The organism is Bernardetia sp. ABR2-2B, assembly GCF_037126435.1.
Classification (GTDB): domain Bacteria; phylum Bacteroidota; class Bacteroidia; order Cytophagales; family Bernardetiaceae; genus Bernardetia.
The window spans coordinates 86,571-107,482 of record NZ_CP147020.1 but is presented as its reverse complement, the minus strand read 5'-3'; the positions used below and the strand labels follow the sequence as shown (position 1 = coordinate 107,482).

General features: G+C 31.8%; 20 protein-coding genes. 13 read left to right on the top strand and 7 right to left on the bottom strand.

What is annotated here, in order from left to right:
* Window positions 1-6 precede the first annotated feature (6 nt).
* Window positions 7-918, top strand: coding sequence for a cyclic nucleotide-binding domain-containing protein (locus tag WAF17_RS00485; RefSeq protein WP_338764863.1), 912 nt, complete (start codon window positions 7-9; stop codon window positions 916-918).
* Between the two features lie 104 nt (window positions 919-1,022).
* Here the strand turns inward: WAF17_RS00485 and WAF17_RS00480 are convergent, their stop codons facing one another.
* Window positions 1,023-1,856 carry a TylF/MycF/NovP-related O-methyltransferase gene (locus tag WAF17_RS00480; RefSeq protein WP_338764860.1) on the bottom strand — a complete coding sequence of 278 codons (834 nt, stop codon included), beginning with the start codon at window positions 1,854-1,856 and terminating at the stop codon, window positions 1,023-1,025.
* A gap of 429 nt (window positions 1,857-2,285) precedes the next feature.
* Between WAF17_RS00480 and WAF17_RS00475 the strand changes: the two genes are divergently transcribed.
* Window positions 2,286-2,513 carry a hypothetical protein gene (locus WAF17_RS00475; protein ID WP_338764857.1) on the top strand — a complete coding sequence of 76 codons (228 nt, stop codon included), beginning with the start codon at window positions 2,286-2,288 and terminating at the stop codon, window positions 2,511-2,513.
* A gap of 243 nt (window positions 2,514-2,756) precedes the next feature.
* Window positions 2,757-4,145, top strand: a complete 1,389-nt coding sequence (locus WAF17_RS00470; RefSeq protein WP_338764854.1) for a TolC family protein — start codon at window positions 2,757-2,759, stop codon at window positions 4,143-4,145.
* A gap of 26 nt (window positions 4,146-4,171) precedes the next feature.
* On the opposite strand, the gene WAF17_RS00465 is transcribed toward WAF17_RS00470, so the two are convergent.
* On the bottom strand, window positions 4,172-4,774 hold the full coding sequence (locus tag WAF17_RS00465; RefSeq protein WP_338764851.1) for a ribonuclease HII: 603 nt from the start codon (window positions 4,772-4,774) through the stop codon (window positions 4,172-4,174).
* A gap of 112 nt (window positions 4,775-4,886) precedes the next feature.
* On the opposite strand from WAF17_RS00465, the gene hisC reads away from it, so the two are divergent.
* A complete protein-coding gene (gene hisC, locus WAF17_RS00460; protein ID WP_338764850.1) occupies window positions 4,887-6,032 on the top strand; it encodes a histidinol-phosphate transaminase in 1,146 nt (381 codons plus the stop codon).
* 146 nt (window positions 6,033-6,178) lie between these two features.
* Entirely contained in the window at window positions 6,179-6,523 is a 345-nt protein-coding gene (locus WAF17_RS00455) for an ATP-dependent Clp protease adaptor ClpS (RefSeq protein WP_338764849.1), read from the top strand.
* A 152-nt stretch (window positions 6,524-6,675) separates the two neighbouring features.
* Here the strand turns inward: WAF17_RS00455 and dprA are convergent, their stop codons facing one another.
* A complete protein-coding gene (dprA, locus tag WAF17_RS00450) occupies window positions 6,676-7,785 on the bottom strand; it encodes a DNA-processing protein DprA (RefSeq protein ID WP_338764848.1) in 1,110 nt (369 codons plus the stop codon).
* 220 nt (window positions 7,786-8,005) lie between these two features.
* On the opposite strand from dprA, the gene WAF17_RS00445 reads away from it, so the two are divergent.
* The 6 genes from WAF17_RS00445 to prs all read left to right on the top strand — a co-directional run bounded on the left by WAF17_RS00445 (window position 8,006) and on the right by prs (window position 12,246).
* Window positions 8,006-8,506: a CIA30 family protein gene (locus tag WAF17_RS00445; protein ID WP_338764847.1), complete on the top strand. Its 501-nt coding sequence runs from the start codon at window positions 8,006-8,008 to the stop codon at window positions 8,504-8,506.
* A 151-nt stretch (window positions 8,507-8,657) separates the two neighbouring features.
* Complete coding sequence (locus WAF17_RS00440; RefSeq protein WP_338764846.1) at window positions 8,658-9,203, top strand: hypothetical protein; 546 nt, start codon at window positions 8,658-8,660, stop codon at window positions 9,201-9,203.
* A 49-nt stretch (window positions 9,204-9,252) separates the two neighbouring features.
* The gene (locus WAF17_RS00435; RefSeq protein ID WP_338764844.1) at window positions 9,253-10,023 is read left to right on the top strand and encodes a hypothetical protein; all 771 of its coding nucleotides are present in this window, start codon (window positions 9,253-9,255) and stop codon (window positions 10,021-10,023) included.
* A gap of 184 nt (window positions 10,024-10,207) precedes the next feature.
* Window positions 10,208-10,804, top strand: a complete 597-nt coding sequence (locus tag WAF17_RS00430) for a hypothetical protein (protein ID WP_338764842.1) — start codon at window positions 10,208-10,210, stop codon at window positions 10,802-10,804.
* Window positions 10,805-10,880: 76 nt separating this feature from the next.
* Entirely contained in the window at window positions 10,881-11,282 is a 402-nt protein-coding gene (locus WAF17_RS00425) for a hypothetical protein (protein ID WP_338764840.1), read from the top strand.
* Window positions 11,283-11,316: 34 nt separating this feature from the next.
* Complete coding sequence (gene prs, locus WAF17_RS00420) at window positions 11,317-12,246, top strand: ribose-phosphate diphosphokinase (RefSeq protein WP_338764838.1); 930 nt, start codon at window positions 11,317-11,319, stop codon at window positions 12,244-12,246.
* Window positions 12,247-12,274: 28 nt separating this feature from the next.
* On the opposite strand, the gene WAF17_RS00415 is transcribed toward prs, so the two are convergent.
* Window positions 12,275-13,402 carry a serine hydrolase gene (locus tag WAF17_RS00415; RefSeq protein ID WP_338764836.1) on the bottom strand — a complete coding sequence of 376 codons (1,128 nt, stop codon included), beginning with the start codon at window positions 13,400-13,402 and terminating at the stop codon, window positions 12,275-12,277.
* A 294-nt stretch (window positions 13,403-13,696) separates the two neighbouring features.
* Between WAF17_RS00415 and WAF17_RS00410 the strand changes: the two genes are divergently transcribed.
* Window positions 13,697-15,949 (top strand): TonB-dependent receptor, encoded by a 2,253-nt coding sequence (locus WAF17_RS00410; RefSeq protein WP_338764834.1) that lies wholly within the window; start codon window positions 13,697-13,699, stop codon window positions 15,947-15,949.
* 3 nt (window positions 15,950-15,952) lie between these two features.
* Here the strand turns inward: WAF17_RS00410 and WAF17_RS00405 are convergent, their stop codons facing one another.
* The 3 genes from WAF17_RS00405 to WAF17_RS00395 all read right to left on the bottom strand — a co-directional run bounded on the left by WAF17_RS00405 (window position 15,953) and on the right by WAF17_RS00395 (window position 19,875).
* Window positions 15,953-16,432: an NADH-quinone oxidoreductase subunit C gene (locus WAF17_RS00405; protein WP_338764832.1), complete on the bottom strand. Its 480-nt coding sequence runs from the start codon at window positions 16,430-16,432 to the stop codon at window positions 15,953-15,955.
* A 7-nt stretch (window positions 16,433-16,439) separates the two neighbouring features.
* A complete protein-coding gene (locus WAF17_RS00400) occupies window positions 16,440-19,307 on the bottom strand; it encodes a DUF2339 domain-containing protein (RefSeq protein ID WP_338764830.1) in 2,868 nt (955 codons plus the stop codon).
* A 136-nt stretch (window positions 19,308-19,443) separates the two neighbouring features.
* Window positions 19,444-19,875: a hypothetical protein gene (locus tag WAF17_RS00395; protein WP_338764829.1), complete on the bottom strand. Its 432-nt coding sequence runs from the start codon at window positions 19,873-19,875 to the stop codon at window positions 19,444-19,446.
* Between the two features lie 344 nt (window positions 19,876-20,219).
* Between WAF17_RS00395 and WAF17_RS00390 the strand changes: the two genes are divergently transcribed.
* Entirely contained in the window at window positions 20,220-20,720 is a 501-nt protein-coding gene (locus WAF17_RS00390) for a hypothetical protein (RefSeq protein WP_338764827.1), read from the top strand.
* Window positions 20,721-20,912: the final 192 nt, after the last annotated feature.

The following is a 20,912-nucleotide window of genomic DNA, read 5'->3' as shown; positions in this document are numbered from 1 at the left end:
AAAAAAATGCCTGTTCAAATCACATTGACAAATAACCCTGTACATATAGATAGTTTACTAAAAATACGACATAAAGTATTTAGTGAAGAAGAAAGTTTATTTAATCCTACACCAGATGGAAGAGTGATTGATAGATTTGATGCATATAACACAACAAGCAATTTGGTTGTTTTGAAAGGGAATGAGGTTGTTGGTGGTTTGCGTCTTAATACAGACTCTCAAATGGGTCTTCCAGCCGATGACTATTATAATTTTCGTTCTCACTTGCCAGAAAAATATACATTGCTAAGTTGCAGTATGTTTTGTGTCACAGAGCCCTACAGAAATCAACATATTGCATTAAGTTTAATATTGATGGCTAGTTATTTTGGTGCATCTCGTAATGTAACCCATGTTATTGCACCTATAAATCCACCAATAGCAAAATTACTAACCCGAATTGGTTTTAAAGCTTTAACAGAAGAAACATTAAAAACTCCGAGTGGACTTGAGTTTTTACCCGTAATTCTAGATGTAAAAAATTTAACGGATTTTTTCTATAACTTCACTGAAAATAACAGGCTCTATAATTTTCTTAAATCTTATACTTGTTTTTTTTACAAAAAAGGTGAATATATAATTCGAGCTGGTGAGTTGGGGTATTCTGCTTTTGTGATTATCGAGGGTGAAGCAGAAGTAATAAATCCTGATACTGGTGAAATACTTGCTGTTGTTACACAAGGAGAAGTAGTTGGCGAATTAGCATTACTTACTGATGATATCAGAACTGCTGATGTGGTCGCAAAAAATGATTTGCGTATTATGTCAATGGCAAAAACTGAATTTATTGAACATCTGACAAAAAATCCTGAACATGCAATGCAAATGTTAAAAAGTATTGGAAATAGGATGAAAAATACATTGAATAAAGGTCGTTAGTGATTTTTTTGAGAATTTTACTTGTTTGTAGTGTGATACTACGAACAGGATGATGAATAAAAAATATAGATTGTAAGGTAATTATCCATACTTTGACTGACTGCCTATATCTTTCTGACTACACAAGTTCCCGATTTGTCAGGTATTGGAATGACATATTCTGGTTTGTCTGAAAAAAACGCATCGATAGCTTTTTTAGCACCTGCCCAATACATACTTGAATAATCGTGCATAATCAGAAAACCTCCTTTGACCATTCTAGGATAAAAGTATTCTAATGATTCTGCTATGGGCTTTTCCAAATCACAGTCGATATGTACTATACTAAATGATTCTAACTCTCCGACTTGCTCAAGACTATCTGGAAAATATCCTTTTACGTAAGTTGTGTTTTCTTCGCCTACCACTCTCTTAACATCAGCCAGGGAGGTATCTTTAAATGATTCTTTGTTTGTATTACTATCAATTCCTTGAATATCTCTTTGGTCAAATCCCTCATACGTATCAAAAAGATAACACGTAGTGCCTACTTGACGTGCATATTTTGCCAAAAGAAAACCCGAATTACCTTTATACACACCAATTTCCATTACGTTCCCAATAATCTTTTCATCAAGCAAAGATTCTATACAGAGGTTCAGAAAGAAAAACCTTCCCAAATCTCCACTATTATTAAAATAATTTCCATCTATCCACTTATTAATATCTTTATATTCAAGAAAATTAGATTGCTTTTGATACTGACCAAAATTATCGGAATACCTGTCTGGTAGATGGGAAAGATAAAACAAACTGTTATTCTCACTAGATAATATATGTCTGTTTACTGAGTTTGTGCTATGGATATAATGAATAAAAAAGCGTTCAATATTAATTCCTGTAATTTTGGAAAAAGAAGATAGCAATTTGACTGTGAGAGATACTAGTTTTGACTTCATTTTTTGTGTAAAATGCAAATTTTGATGTATTAGTTTGGCTAAGATATGATTCTAAAATAATCGGATAAAGATACATATTTATAATCAGATACCTTTGAGAAATTAGTTAAAAAAATGTAAGTGAAATTGAGGTTTTTGTGAAATATAGTATAAGAAATCATATCTATTTTATCTACTACAAACCTAAAAGCTCATTTTTAATGAGTGATTTATATGTATTTGGCTTGTATCTATGGTTTTTATTTTGGTGTTACTGGCAGCCCATAAGCTGTAAAAAAGTACCTATTTAGCTGTAATATTATATTTTTTACTGCTATTTTTTTTAGATTTGTAATTATCGAATAGCTAAATATAAATACACAGCAGGGAAAACTACCAGTACAAGATATAACCTTGTGCTAGAATATAAAAACTAAAATCAATTCAACTATGGGATTTGAAAAATGTGATAATTGTGGTAGCACAGGAAGCTACGATTTAGGAGAATTAAAAACCAATAACGGTATATTATCTTCTCCTACCTACGTTTCTGAAAAAGCAAAAGGCATAAGAGTTTTTGGTATAAAGAAGGGAGAATATAACACTAAAGCTATTTTGTGTTTGGGTTGTGGAAAAATCCATTTATTTGCTAAAGGAAACTGGCAAAGCCTAATTTAAAGAAAAACGCATTTCAGCAAGTACATACTTGCAAATCAACCAGTACAAAATAGAAACTTACGTTAGAATATCTCAAAAATTCTTAATCTATTTCTATTTCTATATCTTTTTGTAAGTAATTGAGTTGTTTTGTAACTGCTTATAAAGCAATTACGAATTACGACCTGCAAAAGCAGCGAAGCTAATTAAAAATTACAAGTATATTCTGTTTGTGATGTTTATTTTATTAACTACTCTTTTTTTATGAAAACTCCTTTTTCTACTTACTTATTTTTAACAATATTATTTTTTATATCGTTTTGCTCTTTTTCCCAAAATAGCCAAAATCAAACAAAAGATAAAGTCTTCAAGACTGCAAACTCTACGCTTACTCTTCAAGAAGCAATTACTCAAAGCCTAAAAAATAATTATGGTATTTTGATAGAAAGAAAGCGAATAGAACAAGCTCAACTGAATAATAGTTGGGGCGAAACTGGGCGTTATCCTACCGTAAATCTACTTTTACAACAAAACAACACCATCAATAATATTGATAATCCTGCCTCTTTTTTGTCTGGAAATGTCATCAATAATAGCATTCAACCTGCAATAAATGTAAACTGGGTAATTTTTAATGGATTCAGAACCAATATTGCAAAACATCGTTTAGAAAAATTGCAAGAAGAATCGGAAGGAAATGCAGAAATTATTGTTCAAAATGCTATTCAAGCTGTTATTTTAGGATATTATAGAGTAATTTTAGAAAAAGAACGCATTAATGTCCTCAAAAAAGTGTTAAATTATTCAAGAGATAGAAATCGCTATTCTGATGTTCAAGTAGATTTAGGAACTGCTACTACTGCCGAAACTTTGCTTACCAAAACGAATTTCTTGACGGATTCTATCAACCTTATTAATCAAGAATTAGTTTATCGTAATGCTGTGCGTGATTTGAATGTTTTGATGGGAGAAAAAGAGGTAGAAAAAACCTATGAAATAAACGAAAAACTACAAGCTCCTGCCACAGCGTATCAGTTTGAAGACTTAGAAAAACAAATGCTTGAAGCCAATCCAGACTTAAATCGTCTTTTGATTTCTCAAGCTATTCTTCACGATGCTACTTTATTAAATCAAGCTGCCATTATTCCACAGCTTTCTGTTTCGGCAGGAAATTCATACAATTATAACAGACAGGATTTGAGTCAAGCCACTTTTTCAGGCGACCGTGCAGCACCAACAGAACCCATAAACGCAACGACAACAAATTACTTTCTTAATTTTAATCTGTCTTTTACGCTCTTTAATGGAGGACAATTAAAACGAGCTGTTCAGAGAGCCAAAATTTCTGAAAATATAGGAAACCTTTCTATTGACCAAAACAAACTTACACTTTCAAGAGATTTGGCAAGAGCTTTTGATTTATATAATGTCAGAAGGCAGTTATTAGAGTTATCGACAGAGAGCAAGAAAGTCTCTGAACAAAATTTACAAATCTTAGAAGAGCGTTATAATTCTGGCTTGATAAATTCATTTGATTATCGTCAGATTCAGAATACGTTTCAAAATGCAGCTTTCAATGAGCTACAAGCAATTTATAATTTAATTGATGCAAATACGACTTTAATACGACTTACAGGAGGTTTGACAGAATAAAAATTGACTGATTTACTTTTTACTAATTATTTCTGAAATCTCAAATCCAATTGCAGACTGCTGTTAAACGTTTTTCTATGAAACTCTGTTAGACCGTGTTCTGCAATTGCTAGTTTGTGCTTTTTGGTAGGATAACCCACATTTGTTTCCCAACCATAATGAGGAAATTTTTCAGCTAACTTTACCATAAAATCGTCTCTATAATTCTTTGCTAAAATAGAAGCTGCTGCAATGGACAAATATTTCGAATCTCCTTTTATGATACACTCGTAAGGAATTTTGAGGTCTGTTTTGAAACGATTTCCATCAATAATCAAAAATTCTGGAATAGGATTTAGTTGCATAATAGCTCGTTGCATCGCCAAAAATGAAGCATTCAAAATATTAATTTTATCAATTTCAGCAGGACTAGCCTCTGCAATTGCAAAAGAAAGTGCATTTTCTCGTATTTCGATATCTAACTCTTGTCTATCTTTTTTGGATAATTTTTTCGAATCATTCAAAAATGAATTTTTGTACTCTTTTGGAAAAATAACAGCAGCAGCGACAACACTTCCAGCCAAACAACCACGCCCAACTTCATCTACACCAGCTTCTAAGGCAAAATCTGAAAAATAAAAAGAAAGCATAAAATAATGATTAATTGTTAGTGATTAGTGATAAATGAATTAAATTTGTCAAAAAATAGAATGGTATTATCCTGTATTTATTATACACATCACTCGCTAATCAGTTACAAAAATGAATTTTGATTTACAAAAACTTATCCGTCCTAATATTCTGACATTAAAAGCTTATTCTTCGGCAAGAGATGAGTACAAAAAAAGTGATATAGAAGTTACAAAAATAGATGAAAATTTTGAAAAACCTGCACCTATTTTTTTAGATGCTAATGAAAATGCGCTCGGTTCGCCACTTTCAGAAATGGTTCAGACAGATTATAATCGCTATCCAGACCCACACCAACGAGACCTAAAAACACAGCTTTCAAAGTTAAAAAATATACATGAAAATCAGATTTTTGTAGGTAATGGAAGTGATGAAGCTATTGATTTGCTTTTCAGAATTTTCTGTATTCCAAGAAAAGATAATATAATTGTTTGTCCTCCGACCTATGGAATGTATTCAGTTTCTGCGACAATAAATGACATAGAAATTAGAAAAACATTGCTCACTAAAGATTTTCAGTTAGACTTAAAAGGCATAAAAAAACAAATTGATGAGAACACAAAACTCATTTTCGTTTGTAGCCCAAATAATCCAACAGGAAATTTGATTAATAAAGATGATATAAAAGAATTATGTCGTTTTTTTGATGGAATTGTAGTCGTTGATGAAGCTTATATTGACTTTGCAGACAACTCAAAAGAGGCTAGTTTTATTAATGAGCTTGATAATTTTCCTAATGTTGTAATCTTACAAACGCTTTCTAAGGCGTGGGGAATGGCAGGTGTGCGTTTGGGAATGGCATTTTCTTCTGCTGAAATTATGGAATATTACAAACGAACAAAACCACCTTATAATGTAAATATGCTCACTCAAAAGATTGCCTTGAAAGCATTAGGATTTTCTCAAAAGGTAGAACAAGCAGTTCAAGTTTTGAATTATGAGCGTGAAAAATTGATTGGGGAACTTAGAAATGAAAGCAATGAAGATGGCAAATTTAGCTTTATAGAAAAGGTTTATCAGTCAGATACAAATTTTATTTTGGTAAAACTAAAAGACACTTCCAAAGTAGAAGAAATCTATAATTTTTTGATAAGCCAAAATGAAATTGTGGTCAGAAATCGCTCTAAAGAACCTTTATGTGAAGGTTGTTTGAGAATAACTATCGGAACGCCAGAAGAAAACGAACTACTTTTAGCTACTTTGAGAAAGTATAAATAGAAAGTGTTAAAACCACTAAATTTCTACTAATTTGGCAGGTATGCAAACTATTCTGTCAATAATTTAGTTATTTTTTAACAAAATCGTATTTTTGTAAATAAAGATATTTGTTTTTTTTAAGTTTTACTCTCAATTCTATTTCAATTATGAATCAATTTTTAAACTCTTCTTCTATTACTAATTCTGATACAGATAATTTAAACTACTCGTTGGGTTTCTATGCAAACACCGAAACAGAAGTTTTAGAAGAAGTAGAAACCAAAGAAGAAGAAGGTCATCGTCTGATTGTTTTTAATGATGAAGTAAATACATTTGACCACGTTATCGATACTTTAATTAATGTTTGTGAGCATTCAGAAGCACAAGCCGAACAATGTACGCTTATTATCCACTTCAAAGGAAAATGTTCTGTGAAAGAAGGCTCTTGGAATGACCTTGTGCCGATGCGAAATGCAATTTGCGACCGTGGAATTTCGGCAGAAGTGGATTAAAATAGCTAACTATAACATTTCCCATAACTAAGGTTATGGGGTTTCGCTTTTTGAATGTATAATTATAATATGGGTGTCTTAAACTCTTAAATACAAAACAGTTCTGTTCAAAATTCAAAGTTAGTAAGGCTGAAAAAATCGCAATTGTTTTTCTAACTAATTACCTTAAACTGTTTTCCTGGTAAGGCCTTCACAATTCCTTTCATTTCCATCATCAGTAATTGCCCTGCAAGATTACCAAGAGAAATTTGAGTTTTGATAGAAAGATTATCTATTGCCATTGTCCCTCCTGCTTCTTCCAACTTATTGATAATAACTTGTTCTTCCATAGTCAGTTGGACATTTGTTTTTTTGATAGGTGGAATATTTTGCTCGTCCAAATCCCACTTCAAAATATATTCAATATCTTCTACTGAAGTATAAATATGAGCGTGATGGTTTCGGATAAGATGATTACAACCTGCCGAACTTACAGAATCCAAATTACCAGGTACTGCAAACACTTCACAATTATAAGCATTTGCAATATGTGCCGTAATGAGTGCGCCTCCCTTTTTGGCAGCTTCTACTACAATCAAAACATCTGAAAGACCAGCAATTACTCGGTTACGCTGTGGAAACCGAGGTGCATCAGGCGTAGTTCCGAAGCATTCTTCAGTAAGAAGTCCTCCTTGGTCAATCATATCAAAGGCCGTGTTTTTATGAACGGCTGGATAGATTTTGTCCAAACCATTTGCCATAACTCCAAGCGTATCCAAACCACACTCTAAACTAGCTTTATGTGAAAAAATATCAATCCCATAGGCTAACCCACTTACTATTAATGGATTATATTTTGACAAATCTCTTACTATTTTTTGTGTCATTTCTTTGCCATACTCAGTTGCCTTACGTGTTCCTACTATACCAACCGTTTTTTGTGCATTCAAATCAGCATTGCCCTTGTAGTATAAAATATAAGGAGAATCTTCATGCCTAAGAAGACGTTTAGGATAATTCTTGTCTGTATAAATTAAAATCTTGACATCTTGTTTTTCTGCAATAGTTAATTGCTTTTCAGCTTTATGTAATGCTTCTGTTTTGTTTTCTTTTATAGAAGCAATTAGTTTTTGCCCCACATTTGGGATTTTTATCAATTTGGAAGAAGAAGCAGTAAAAACCTCTTCAGCAGACCCACAATAACTAATCAAAAGTTTGGCAGTCTTTGCGCCCACATAAGGCAAAAGAGATAAGGCTACCTGAAACTGACGAATATCAGACATAAATTAAAACAAAACAGGTGGAAAATGTAAAAATGAAATGCAAATTACTAAAATTTTTAGCTAAAAACCTTATTTATTCTTTGTTTTTATTTGTTTGGGGAAAACAATGAACAGAATTTAGATATAGAGGTTATTTAGATATTTAACTTTCAAAAGATAATATATCATGAAATTTTTATTTTTTACGCTCCATTTATTTTTATTTATAAATACAAACACTATGAGAAAACCAATCCTTATTTTTGATTTCAATAAAACATCTGATATTTCTGACTGGAAAATCGTCGATGATGTAGTAATGGGTGGACGCTCAAATGGAAAATTCTACTTAAATGAAAGTGGAAATGGAATCTTTGAAGGAGAAGTTTCTTTAGAAAATAATGGAGGCTTTTCTTCTCTTCACTATACATTTGAAAAGAAGAATATAGCAGATTACAAAAAAGTAAAAATTCATTTAAAAGGAGATGGAAAACGCTATCAATTTAGAGTAAAATCAAATAAATCTGACAGACATTCATATGTTTCTTACTTCAGAGCAAGTGGAGAATGGGAAACAATTACACTTGATTTATCAGATATGATTCCTACTTTCAGAGGGAGAAGAATAACAGAACTTCCAAATTATGAAGCCAAGAAAATGGTAGAAATAGCTTTTCTAATTGGAAATAAAAAAGAACAGAACTTTAAATTGGAGATTGATAAAATAGAATTGGTTAAATAAGAATAAAATTTTGCAACAGTTTATAAAAAAGTAGCGTCTCTATTTACAAAGGATTAAAGATGTACAAAAATAAAATATAAATTATTTTAGATTTTACTCCTTCTTTATTTCTGTTTTATTTCTAAAATACACCAACTTTATTTATACTAAGATGAAAAACAATTTAGTCTTTAGTCATTTTCTTCCACAAAAAATACTTCAATTTGTATTAGCTGGAATCTTACTTTTTGGTTTTACAGCCTGTTTTTATGTAGAAGACCCTTCAGAACCTATTTACGAAACAGAGTATAGTCCTGTTTATATAAGTCGTCAAGATTTGAATAATTCTGTCAAATTTGAGAATGCTCGTCCACTCAAAGAAACAGGAAAGATTTTTATGAAAGGTTCTTATGTGTTTGTTGGAGAGCGTTATGAAGGCGTTCATGTAATTGATAATCGTAATCCAAAATCACCAGAAAACGTTGGTTTTATTGCCATTGCAGGAAATGTTGATGTATCTACGAAAGGAAATATTTTATATGCTGATAATGCTGTTGATTTAGTTGCGATAGATATTTCAAATTTACCTGCTATTAAGGTAGTAAAACGAGTAGAAGAAATCTTCTCTGAAGCAAACCAAGTTCTACCACCCGATGGAGGAAGTTTTGATTATGATTCTGATAAGGGATATATTATTGATTGGATAAAAAACGAGTAATTGAAAAATCTACTTAATTTATTTAAAAAAACACTTTAATTTAAAAAAAATGAAAAATAATATATATATACTTGTTGCTCTTTTAGCATTTTCTCTTACAAGTTGTTATGAAGATGGTTTCAGTGAAGAAGCATCAACTGCTATCGGTAATGGAGGAAAGGGTGGTTCATTAGCTCGTTTTACAGTCGTTGGAGACAAACTTTATACAATAAGTAATAATCAAATGCGAGTTTTTGATGTTCAAGATAATACAGACCCTACTTTCGAACAAACTATTGGACTGATAAACGGTGTAGAAACTGTTTTCCCTTATGGTAATTATTTGTACTTAGGAACACAAACAGGAATGTTGATTTATGATATTTCGAATCCATCTATTCCCACTTATACTTCTATGTACGAACACGTACAGGCATGTGACCCTGTGGTGGTGCAAGGAGATTATGCGTATGTAACCGTGCGCTCGGGAACAGATTGTAGAAATACTTTCCAAATTGACCAGTTAGAAGTAATCAATGTAAGCAACCCTACTAGTCCTTTTGCAGTCAATCAATATCAATTAGAAAATCCTTATGGATTAGGTGTAGATGACAGATTGCTTTTTGTTTGTGATGGAAATTCAGGATTAAAGGTTTTTGATATTACTTTTACACCTGACCAAATTCAGCTCCTCCACGAATTTAAAGATATAAAAGCAAGAGATGTAATTCCTTTCAACGGTTTGCTGATGCTTATTGCCGAAGAAGGTTTTTATCAGTATGAATATAAACCTTCAGGAGAAATGGAGTTGCTTAGTCTTATTGAAGTAGAGAAAGATTAGAAGTGATAAGTAAGTCTATCTATATTTTTTATGCTCAATTGATTTTCCATGGTAATAGGTTTTTAAATCTACTGCTATGGAAAATTTTGTTTATTGTTAAAAGTATTTTTTGTACATTTATACTTAGACTTTACATTGTTAAAGACTAAATAACTTTATTTTCATCAAATTTACTATACTTATTATGAGTCATTTTCAGTTTCCTCTTCATCTTACCTTTAAAATTGCAACTTTTGCAAATGATTTTATTGCTACTGATGCAAACGGACAAACTCTTGCCTATGTACGTCAGAAGATGTTCAAATTAAAAGAAGAAGTTAATCTTTTTACAGACGATTCAAAATCTGAATTAAAATATTCTATTAAAGCCAATAAATGGTTAGATTTTTCAGCCTCTTATATGTTTGAAGATGCTCAAGGAAAAAACTTAGGTCGTGTAGCTCGTAAAGGTTGGCGTTCAATTTGGAAAGCGAAATATGAAATCTATGACATTGAAGACAACCAAGATTTAATTATTGAAGAAGCCAATGCATGGATAAAAGTAGCAGATTCAGCTTTAGGAGAAGTTCCTGTTTTGGGAATGCTGACAGGTTATTTTTTCAACCCTACTTATAATGTTTCTCGTCCAAATGGAGAAATTGTAGCCAAACTCAAAAAAGAACCCTCTTTCTTTGGGAGAAGATTTAAAGTAGAAAAACTAGCAGAGTTAGAAGAAATTGAAGAAGAAAGAATACTTCTAGGCTTGATGATGATGATTCTTTTAGAGCGTAGAAGAGGATAATGAATAATTACGAATACTATAAACCTCGTTGACGGCAAAGCCTCAACGACGGTTTAGTTTTTAAAAATAGTTTTACATGAGTAAATATGGACTTTATTATATAGGAATTGAAGACAAAGTAATAATGTCTTTAGATGAATATGAGAAATCACTTGATAATACAGAAAATTTTTACATTTCAGTTTGTTTCGAAGTGAGTCATTTATATCCAAATGTTGTGGGATTTTTTGCTGTATTTGCATCTGTAGAAGGAATTTATGACAGATTCAAAGATAAATTAAATGGTAAAATTATATCTGAGAAAATAGTGATATTAGAAAAATATGATTCTAAAGTTATTAAAAACTATATACAATCTCAATTAGATTTCTGTGATAAGTTTGGTTCTAAGGGAGCTTACAACTATTTATGTTCATATTTTACACCAAGAGAATTAGATGATATAGGAGATAAAAATTACTTTATACTTTTTGATTAAAAATTTAGAATCAAAATAGCTTTTTATAAAAATTATGAAAGAAAAAACATTAGTATTTTCTACCCAAAAATATACTTACTTTAGAGAAACATTTGTAAAGCAACAAGATACTTTTGAAAAAGGAGAATTAGAATACAAACTTTTCCCAGACGGAGAATCATATTATCGTATTTTATCCAACGTTTTGGCTAAAGAAGCTGTTCTGATTGGTGGTACAGTTTCAGAAAAAGATACAATGGAACTCTACGACCTTGCTAGTGGTCTTGTAGATGCAGGTGTCAAAAGGCTAACGATTATTATTCCTTTTTATGGCTATTCTACAATGGAAAGAGCTGTAAAATCTGGCGAAATTGTTACTGCCAAAACTCGTGCAAGATTACTTTCTGCCATTCCTCAATCCTACTTAGGAAACCGTATTGTAATGGTAGATTTACACGTTTCGGGACTGCAATATTATTTTGAAAATGGTGTTCATACAGCACACTTATATGCAAAACCTTTAATTTTGGAAGCAGCTAGAAAATTAGGAGGAACTGATTTTGTACTGGCTTCTGCTGATGCAGGACGTGCAAAATGGGTAGAATCTCTCGCCTTTGATTTGGGAGTAGATGCAGCTTTTGTCTATAAGCGTCGTTCTTCGGGAAGTGATACCGAAATTACGGGCGTAAATGCTGATGTAAGTAATAAAAAAGTAGTTTTATACGATGATATGATTCGAACAGGTGGCTCACTTATCAATGCAGCTAAAGTTTATAAAGAAGCTGGTGCAAAAGAAATTTATGTAGTGGCTACACACGGAGTTTTTCCAAAAGGAAGTATCGAAAGATTAGAAAATTCTAAATTGATAGAAAAAATAATCGTTACAGATACACATCCAAACGCAAAAGAAGCTGCACAAAAAACAGCTTTTATAGAAATTTCATCTATTTCAGATTTATTAATTAATGCTGTAACTGCGTTTTAAAACTTCTCTATAAACGTATTAGTAAACTTTATTTTGCCCCATTAATTAGATGTTCATAAATCATCTTTGATAACTCTGCAATAAGAGCAACATTTGTTTCATTACTTTCAGTAGAGTTTTTGATAAAAATAGCAATAGCATAACTTTTTGTTGGCGTAATAACAATTCCAATATCGTTTTCTGCTGCTTTTAGACCAAACTCTTGTCCTTCTCGTGGTTCTTTTCTGAACGAACTTCCTGTTTTATGTCCTAAAATTATATCTTGATTTTGTGGCAATCCTGCTTTTAATTTGTTACTTCCTGTTTGGGTTTCAGTTAATATTTTCCACAAAAAATCTTGTGTTTCTTTTTTAAGTATTTTTCCATTATAAAAATGCTTTAATAATGAAACAGCATCTAGTGGAGTTGTTGTATTCAAGTATTGATTATCAAAACTTTCGTGCATTTTCTCCTCACTTGCTGTAATAGTTGTGTGTTTTAAACCTAATTTTCTAATAAATTTATTTGCTTTTTCTACTCCTTTTTGATTATATTCTTTTCTACATTTTATAACCTGACTTTCTGAAAGCTCTTTTTTTACCTTCTTTTTGTTTTCCTTTTCATAATTTTTTCCTCCCAAAAGACGAAACAGAATATCACACGCATTATTATCACTTTTCGAAACCATATAAGAAAGTAGCTCACTTAATTTCATAAAAACACCTTCTTTTAGTTTTTCTTCATAGTCTTCTTTATACGTTCTTTTTAAATTCTTTCTTAAAGGAGAGTAAGTATTCTCTATCAAATCATTTTTTTTAATACATAATTCTTCATTCAAAGCAATTTTTCCTTTGTCCACTTCTTTCAAGATAGCCAACGCCAAATGAAACTTATAAACACTCATTGTAGGAAAGTTTATCTTATTTCTTTTTACTAAACTATCCATTAATTTATCATTTGAATGACTTACAGACCATCTCTGACTATCTCCAAAATCAATTATTGAAACTCCAACAGTAACTTTTTTATTTTTCACTATACCATCAAATAAACTGTCTAAAGCAGAGTATTTGAATCTTTTTATACTGTTTTCATAAATATGTTGTCCAAAACAATTCCCAAAACTGAATGAAAAAGTGAAGCAAAGCCAGAAAAAAAATTGAAAATAGATTTTCATAGATTTATTTTAAGAAGTGATGTTACGCAATTAAAAAAAATGAAACCCATAACTTTAGTTATGGGAAAGCAAAACAGCCTGTTTTCTCACGATTAAAATCGTGGGTTTCGTTTTATATGGTAAATTTATAGAAATTTTATCTTTGTGTAACATCAGTTAAGAAGTGAGGAGTAAATTTTTAAAGATTTTTTGTAAGAAAATTTTAATTTTAATTTCAAATTAATTAACTTATTGAACTAAATACAGGATACTACTACTTTTACGAATTAGTTTACAAAAATTTTAGAGATAAATATGAAAAATACTTTACTTTTCCTACTACTGTTTGTAGCTTTATCACTTCCTTCCTTTGCACAAATAGATTCTCTTCAAAACGAACTCTATAAATTTTCTTTAGACGAGCTAACCGAAGCCGAAGAAACTGAAACAGCAATTAGCGTCGCTTCCAATATTAGCACAGACGAAAACAAACAACCTGCTGCTGTTACTACAATTACTCGTGAGCAGTTGCAGCTTAGTTCGGCTCGTACACTTGCAGAAGCTCTGACACTTTTTGTCCCTGGTTTTTTTCTTGTTGAAGACCAAGATGATATGATTATGGGTTTTCGTGGTCTTGCTCCTGATAATAATTCAAAGGTAATGCTTCTTATTAATGGACACAATGTAAATACTGAATTTTTTTGGGGACCTGCTGATGCTATTCTTAATAATACAAATTATGATTATATAGAAAGGGTTGAGGTTATTCGTGGTGCAGGGTCAGTTACACTCGGACAGGGTGCGCTTTTGGGAGTAATAAATATTGTAACCAAACAAGGAGAATTTGGAAAAACTGAAGGACTAGCAAGAGCAAATATGACGGCGGGTTTTGGATTAGATGGAGCTTTGAATGGCAGTTTTGATGCTCAACTTCGCTCTGGAGACTTAAAAAGTTATTTTTATATTTCTACAAGCCGTTACCAAGGACAAGAATTAAGAAATGAGGGTTGGGCTGCACAACAGGGAAATCAAGGGTTTACAGGTGGACAAGTGAAAGATATTGGACTTCGCCTAAGAAAATCAGAAAGCGTTTTGATGACTGGAAATATTGAATACAAAAACTTCACAATTGAAGCTACTTATACCGACCAAATTCGTGATTTATATAATTTTTATAGAGATAGAAATGTATTTAATCAGACACTGACAAGCATTGTTGGTTCATATAATTTTAATTTGAGCCAACACGCCAATCTAAAAGCAGAAGTAAATTATGCTCAAGATAACTTTGCACTTTTTTCTGTTATTGGAACTGCAATGGGAGGAACTCGGGAAGACCGTTTGGGAGGAAAGCTTCTTTTAAATCTCAATGAACTGATTCCAAACAATAAATTAGCCATTGGATTAGAGGCACGAGTTTTTCAGATGGGAAAAGCAAACAATCAAAATAATAACTTTATAGCAAATAAAATTGGAGCTTTTGACCCAATAACAGCAAATCAAGTTTTGACAATGGGTTTTAGAAAAGACATACAAGTTTTTAGTCTTTTTGCAGAAGATTATTATTCTGTTTCTGATAAGCTAGAAGTCTTTGGAGCTTTTCGTTATGATAATCATCCTTTTTGGGGAAATAATATTTCTCCTCGTGTGGGTGCTATTTATTCGCCTACTGAAAAATTTATTACTCGTCTTTCGTATCAAACAGGTTTCAGAGGTGCAGTAGGTTTACATTATACAGGTGGCTATAACGGGGATGGATTTTTGAGAGCTGATAATTACGGTAATGTAAATGGAGCAGATATTCCAGTTTTTGATAGTAATGGAAATCCCACAAGCGATACAGAGACAAATATTCCAACTGTTTTGCCTGAAAGAGTGAATGGTATTGAGGGTTCTTTTACATTCTTACCTTCCGAGAATCTAAAATTTAATGCTGTTGCTTTTTATAATAGTATCACAAACGTAATTGATGTAGGCGTAATTTATCGCAATCCTGATAATATTATTTTAGATGAAATTGGAACTGATAAAGCAGGAGATTGGAATGGGTTTTGGTATTTCAAAAACACTCCTGGTAGTTTTAATCAAGTGGGTTTGGAAACTTCAATGACTTATTCAAAAGACATATTTGATTTAATTGTTTCTCACTCTTTAGTAAAAGTTTTGGGAGCTACCGAAGAGCAAAAGCAAATTGCTCAAGGAGGAAACAGTATGTACTTAGCTGATGGTGGAAATGACAATCTACATTTTAAAGCCTATCCAGAAAGTATTTTTAGAGCTAATTTTATGGTACGACCAATTCAAAAGATTTCTTTAGGAATGAATGCTCTTTATTATGGAAAATGGTATTCGCCTATCGGAACGGTCGCAGACGGTGGACTAATTCTTAATTTTTCTTCACAATGGAATATTACAAAAACAGTTCAGTGGGGACTTTCTGTGAAAAATTTATTAAACGAGAAAAACCTTTCACCGATGAATAGTAATGCAGGAGGAGAAGATATTTCTTCAGGAACACCAGCTTGGGAAACCACAACAGGATGGACTACGATTCGATTGAATTTTTAGATTCTAATAATCTACTTTTATTCCGTGATATTCTTCTTGTGTTTTGTAGTCTTTTCGCAGAGGAAAACCCTCCCAGTCAGAGGGCATTAATATTCTTCTCAAATCTGGATGATTAGTGAAGTTTATCCCTATCATATCAAAAGCTTCTCGTTCGTGCCAGTCGGCAGATTTCCAAATAGAAGTAAGAGAATCAACAGAAGGATTTTCTTCGTTTGAAAGCAAAACAGCCAAAGTCATCGAATGCTCAAAAGGATAAGAGTAGAATTGATAAACTACTTCAAAAGAATCTTGGTTGTCTAAAGCAGTAATACAAACTAAATTATCAAAATAAAGCCTCTCATCAGCATATAGAAATTGAGCTATCTCTAATAGATTTTCTTTTTTCTCTATCAAAATACGGGGTTGTAATGTTTCTGTATTCTGAACTGAAATGGAGTCTTGAAATTTTTCTTGTAAAATAATTACTATTTCTTCGAAAGTCATAATTTAATTATTCATCTTTGTCTTTATCTTTTTTTGGAACTCTATCTTCTGCACGAGGATTGGGAGGAGGTGGCAAATCAGCTAATTCATCTCTCTCTTTTTCCCTGTCTTCTGTATCCATTTCTGAACCAATATTTCGATTCGGATTTGGATTCATTCTGTTTTTAGTTTCTTGAGTAGGTTGTCTTTCAGACGAAATTCTTCCTGTTAGTTCTTCTCTAGGCTCTTCTACTTCGGAAGTATTCTGATAAATCTCCTGTAATTCTCCTTCCATAACAATCTTTTTGAGTTGATTGTATTTCCAACCAATACGAAGCAAAATTGCACCAATGATAACAAAAGTAATGATTCCTTCGACTCTTCCCATTTGCCAAAAATCCCAAGCAAAAAACTTTAGAAGCAAAACAACAAACAAAACAAGAGCAAACAAACGCACTTCTTTTATTTTATATTTCATACCTAATGTAATTGCTGTTACGGATAATAAAGCCCATAAAATAGGATAACCAAACTGACTGTTAGTTTGTAGGATAGCTTCTTTTCCCTCTATTCCATCACTAATATCGTAGAAAACCCAAATAACTGTATTGCGAAGCTCTAAAGATAGATAAGCAACTACGGCAAAACATAAAATATAAATTGTGGTCGCATAAACAACTGACTTCTCGCCATCTTCATAATAGACATCACGAGTTAGTAAAAGCAAACCAAAAATCGTAATAAAAAGATTGAGATAATGCCCCAAATATTGAGAAAGTGCATTACTGTTTGTTATCCAGTGAGATTCTGCTGATTTTGTGCGAATATGTTCTAAAAGCAAATCCATAGCTTGAGGTTGAACCAATCCTAGATAAACAAAAGCCATCAGAAATACCATTCCTCCCATAATTTGCATAACACCATTCCATTTTACTGTTTTGGCAAACTGCCACACTCCAACAGCATAAATGATATTAAAAAGTCCTATTAGGATAAGGCGAAAATCATTACTTCCAAAGTTATTTGATTTGTGAATAATGAGCTCTAGATTTCCTATCAAAAACAAAACAAGGAGCATAAAACCACCAAGAAAGTTAGTGTACATTCCAACAGTTATGAACCCAATATCTTCTTCTTCGTCTTCATCTTTAAGAAGATAAATAGAAAATGCAAGTCCGACCATTGTCAAAAGACTACTCAAAACAGCTCCATTCAACAAAAACCGTCTTGTCAAATCATTTTCATATGACCAATACAAATCAAAAAACCAAACAAGAATAGAAGCTCCAATCAAAAACATAGAAGCTGTTTTGAAAACACTCATCTGCGAACGAACGCCCACCCAAATCAGAATTACGCCTTCAAAAACAAAGCAGACATTGATATATTCTTTATCTACTATAAGAGGAATTGCAATTGTAAAAAACAGAATCGTATAGCCAATAACTGTATAAAAAAGCTTTACATCTGCACTGTCAGATTTATAAAGAAGATAAGAATAGATAGAATTAAAAACAGCTAAGCCAAAAATAAATACTCCTAAATAGCCAAAATTATCAATTTGATATAAGACATAAGAAATAATTATGACATAAGAAATCACGTTTGCTAAAAGCATTGTGTAGTTAAAGCTTTTCAAACGCTGTTTTGTCCCCATACTATAAACAATATTCATTAGGAAAAATGTAATATAGTAGAGTGTTGAAAAAACGAGGGCTGTAAAATCATTATTACCCACATTAAAATCTGCTAAAAATACCCAAACATCAAAAAGAAATAAGGAGGCTATAAAAGTAAAAATATTGATATTATCCCACTCTTTTCGATGTGCAATACCTAAAGCAATAACATTGAGCAATAATAAATATGTAAAAAGAGCTAAGTAATTTGTTGATTCGAAACCCACAACAACAAAAGCTGTAACATATCCACCTATAATAGAAACCAAGGCAAGGGTTTTTCTGTCGTGTGCAATTGCTAAAACAACGGCTATCAGAGTGATAATTAGATTTATTGCATATGCCCAAATCTGACTACCTACCGAGTAATATTCAAAAAGCAAACTGGCAGAATAATATAAAATTATCATACCACCTACTAAGTAAGTCGCACTCAAACTTTTGCTGCTATTTCTCTGACGATGCGAAAGTGCCAAAAGAATACCTCCTACCGAAAAACCAATAAATAATTGTCCTATATTTCCAATAAAACCAGCATCAATACCGAAATTGATAAGCATAATTACGCCTAAGATAAGCATACCAATACCTACCTTATTGAGTAAATTCTCACCTAAATACTCTTCTAATCCTTTCTTACTTTGGCTATAAATATTTTCTAATGCACGTGTTTGGCTTTGTAATGTTACTCCTTTTGGTTGATAACGAGCATCGGGCTGACTTTGCCTTTGTTGTGGTTCTGCTTCTTCGTCTTCTCCAAAAACTTTTAAATATACTCTTCTTCCTCGCCCTACCATATCGCCCGTTTTACGTGCAGTTTCTCGTGTTCCTTTATATTCTTTTATTTTATTTTTATAAATGCGTTGAGCAAGTTCATCATCTTCAATAGTAAGGTCGCTCATTTGGCTCAAATGATGATAAATAGGGTCTTTTTTTACATTTTCTTCATAATCCTTATCAAAACGACGCAAATAAGAACGTGTTTCCTGTATTTCCTCTCTAAATCCTTCGGCAACTTTCAATAAATCACTAGCCTCACTATCTGTATTTTTGGTAGAAGATTGTGAGGTATATTTTTTTGGAACAAGATTTTTGGGAAGCTTATTTAACTTCTCATCAAAACCTTGATTGGGAAATTTTGAGTTTTCATCCTCAAAATCATTTTGTTCCTTTTTAGATTCTTTATTAGGATTTTTAGGATTATTTTTTTCGTCCATGTTTCTAATTGATTACGAATTATGACCTACACAAGCAAAGGAGTTAATTAATAAGTTACGACAAGTAAATCACGAATTACGCTACGTTCTACGCCAAGCATGAATCAAAACGTAATTCGTAATTTTAATTCGTAATTTAACTGACTGATTCGGGCTGTCTCCAAAGCTCACTTACTTCTTTCTTATCCAAAACGAGCAAAAGACGAACTGGGTTAGGAATAAAAACCAAACGAGCATCCATTTTTGGGGCTTTTTGTACCTCAAACTGAACAGCATCTTGTGGTTTAAAACTATATTGCTGTCCGTGTTCTGTCTCTTCTAAAGGCGAATAACTACGAGCAATATAAGCAATTGGAGAAAGAACATCTAAATCTGGGCTGTGTTGTTCATACAAATCTTCTAGCATGTCTTCTAAGTATTCTCCATACTTTTCTAAAAAATCATCTTCAAAGTCGTGCAGTTTTTCTTCTGCATCATCGTATGTTTCGTCGTTATAATCCATGTCAGAAAGCATACTTTTCTGCTGAATAATAGTTTCTAAGTCTTTGTTAAGGGCAATAAAATCCATACTGATAATTACTAATTTAATTTTTAATAAAATGAATGATAAATTTGATTAAATCTATCAACTTATTGAATTACTTACAATAAGTTTTTCACCAAAGAATAGTTTTTGAATTATTCTAATTTTTTTGGCTAAATTAATTTTCTAATTTACGAATATTTTATGCCGAAAGCAATTTTTAAAAAACATCTAAAAAGATAGAATGAAGAAGCTTTTTTTGTAAGTTATAAATCAAGGAGTTAGTTGTAATTATTTTTATTTAGTCTAACCAAAAACTTTATTTTTATTTTTACGTATTCAGAAATAACCATTTTGGACTATTCATTCCATAACTAATAATAATAATAATGGAAGCTAAACCTACACTTACTTTAGAGCCTCACAGAATCATAGAAGCAAAACGTTTTTTACAGACAACTGTACCAGCAGCAACATCAAAACTGCTATCAGTAACAAAACCTCATTGGGGGAAAATGACAGCACAACATATGATAGAACACCTTTATACAGCTGTTATTAGTTCAACAATAATCAAAAAAACACCTCCTATTCCTGCTAGTCCTAATCAAGAAATGTTTAAAAATGTATTAATTTATTCGCCAGAACCGATGGCTAAAAATTTAGACAATCCTGCTTTTCGCTTTGGTCTGCCAGATTATACAAACCCTACCATCATAGAAGCAAAAGCAAAATTACTTTCTTCTTTAGAGCGTTTTTTTGAAGTATATGAAGGAAAAAATTATGCTTATAATTATAATCCTTTTTTGGGAGATTTACATGCACAAGAGACTTTAGTTTTTCATTACAAGCATTTTAAGCATCATTATACACAATTTGGACTGATTTAAAATTAAATAATTAGCGAGTGTTTTTTATAATTAAAATCACAATTACAGGATAATATAACAAAATAATAAATTGTATTTTTCTTCATTTTATCTTAAAAATGGTTCTATATGATTTTAGTTGCAAACCTTAACTTGTATTTTGTTCAAGTCTGTACCAACGGTCTGACTTTAACAAAATAAGCTATTCGAAAT

Coding starts and splice junctions, on each gene's coding strand:
- WAF17_RS00425 (WP_338764840.1), top strand. CDS start 10,881: ATGAGTAAATATGGACTTTATTATATAGGAATTGAAGACAAAGTAATA.
- WAF17_RS00400 (WP_338764830.1), bottom strand. CDS start 19,307: ATGGACGAAAAAAATAATCCTAAAAATCCTAATAAAGAATCTAAAAAG.
- WAF17_RS00455 (WP_338764849.1), top strand. CDS start 6,179: ATGAATCAATTTTTAAACTCTTCTTCTATTACTAATTCTGATACAGAT.
- WAF17_RS00405 (WP_338764832.1), bottom strand. CDS start 16,432: ATGACTTTCGAAGAAATAGTAATTATTTTACAAGAAAAATTTCAAGAC.
- prs (WP_338764838.1), top strand. CDS start 11,317: ATGAAAGAAAAAACATTAGTATTTTCTACCCAAAAATATACTTACTTT.
- WAF17_RS00480 (WP_338764860.1), bottom strand. CDS start 1,856: ATGAAGTCAAAACTAGTATCTCTCACAGTCAAATTGCTATCTTCTTTT.
- WAF17_RS00435 (WP_338764844.1), top strand. CDS start 9,253: ATGAAAAATAATATATATATACTTGTTGCTCTTTTAGCATTTTCTCTT.
- hisC (WP_338764850.1), top strand. CDS start 4,887: ATGAATTTTGATTTACAAAAACTTATCCGTCCTAATATTCTGACATTA.
- WAF17_RS00415 (WP_338764836.1), bottom strand. CDS start 13,402: ATGAAAATCTATTTTCAATTTTTTTTCTGGCTTTGCTTCACTTTTTCA.
- WAF17_RS00430 (WP_338764842.1), top strand. CDS start 10,208: ATGAGTCATTTTCAGTTTCCTCTTCATCTTACCTTTAAAATTGCAACT.
- WAF17_RS00395 (WP_338764829.1), bottom strand. CDS start 19,875: ATGGATTTTATTGCCCTTAACAAAGACTTAGAAACTATTATTCAGCAG.
- dprA (WP_338764848.1), bottom strand. CDS start 7,785: ATGTCTGATATTCGTCAGTTTCAGGTAGCCTTATCTCTTTTGCCTTAT.
- WAF17_RS00390 (WP_338764827.1), top strand. CDS start 20,220: ATGGAAGCTAAACCTACACTTACTTTAGAGCCTCACAGAATCATAGAA.
- WAF17_RS00440 (WP_338764846.1), top strand. CDS start 8,658: ATGAAAAACAATTTAGTCTTTAGTCATTTTCTTCCACAAAAAATACTT.
- WAF17_RS00475 (WP_338764857.1), top strand. CDS start 2,286: ATGGGATTTGAAAAATGTGATAATTGTGGTAGCACAGGAAGCTACGAT.
- WAF17_RS00470 (WP_338764854.1), top strand. CDS start 2,757: ATGAAAACTCCTTTTTCTACTTACTTATTTTTAACAATATTATTTTTT.
- WAF17_RS00445 (WP_338764847.1), top strand. CDS start 8,006: ATGAGAAAACCAATCCTTATTTTTGATTTCAATAAAACATCTGATATT.
- WAF17_RS00465 (WP_338764851.1), bottom strand. CDS start 4,774: ATGCTTTCTTTTTATTTTTCAGATTTTGCCTTAGAAGCTGGTGTAGAT.
- WAF17_RS00485 (WP_338764863.1), top strand. CDS start 7: ATGCCTGTTCAAATCACATTGACAAATAACCCTGTACATATAGATAGT.
- WAF17_RS00410 (WP_338764834.1), top strand. CDS start 13,697: ATGAAAAATACTTTACTTTTCCTACTACTGTTTGTAGCTTTATCACTT.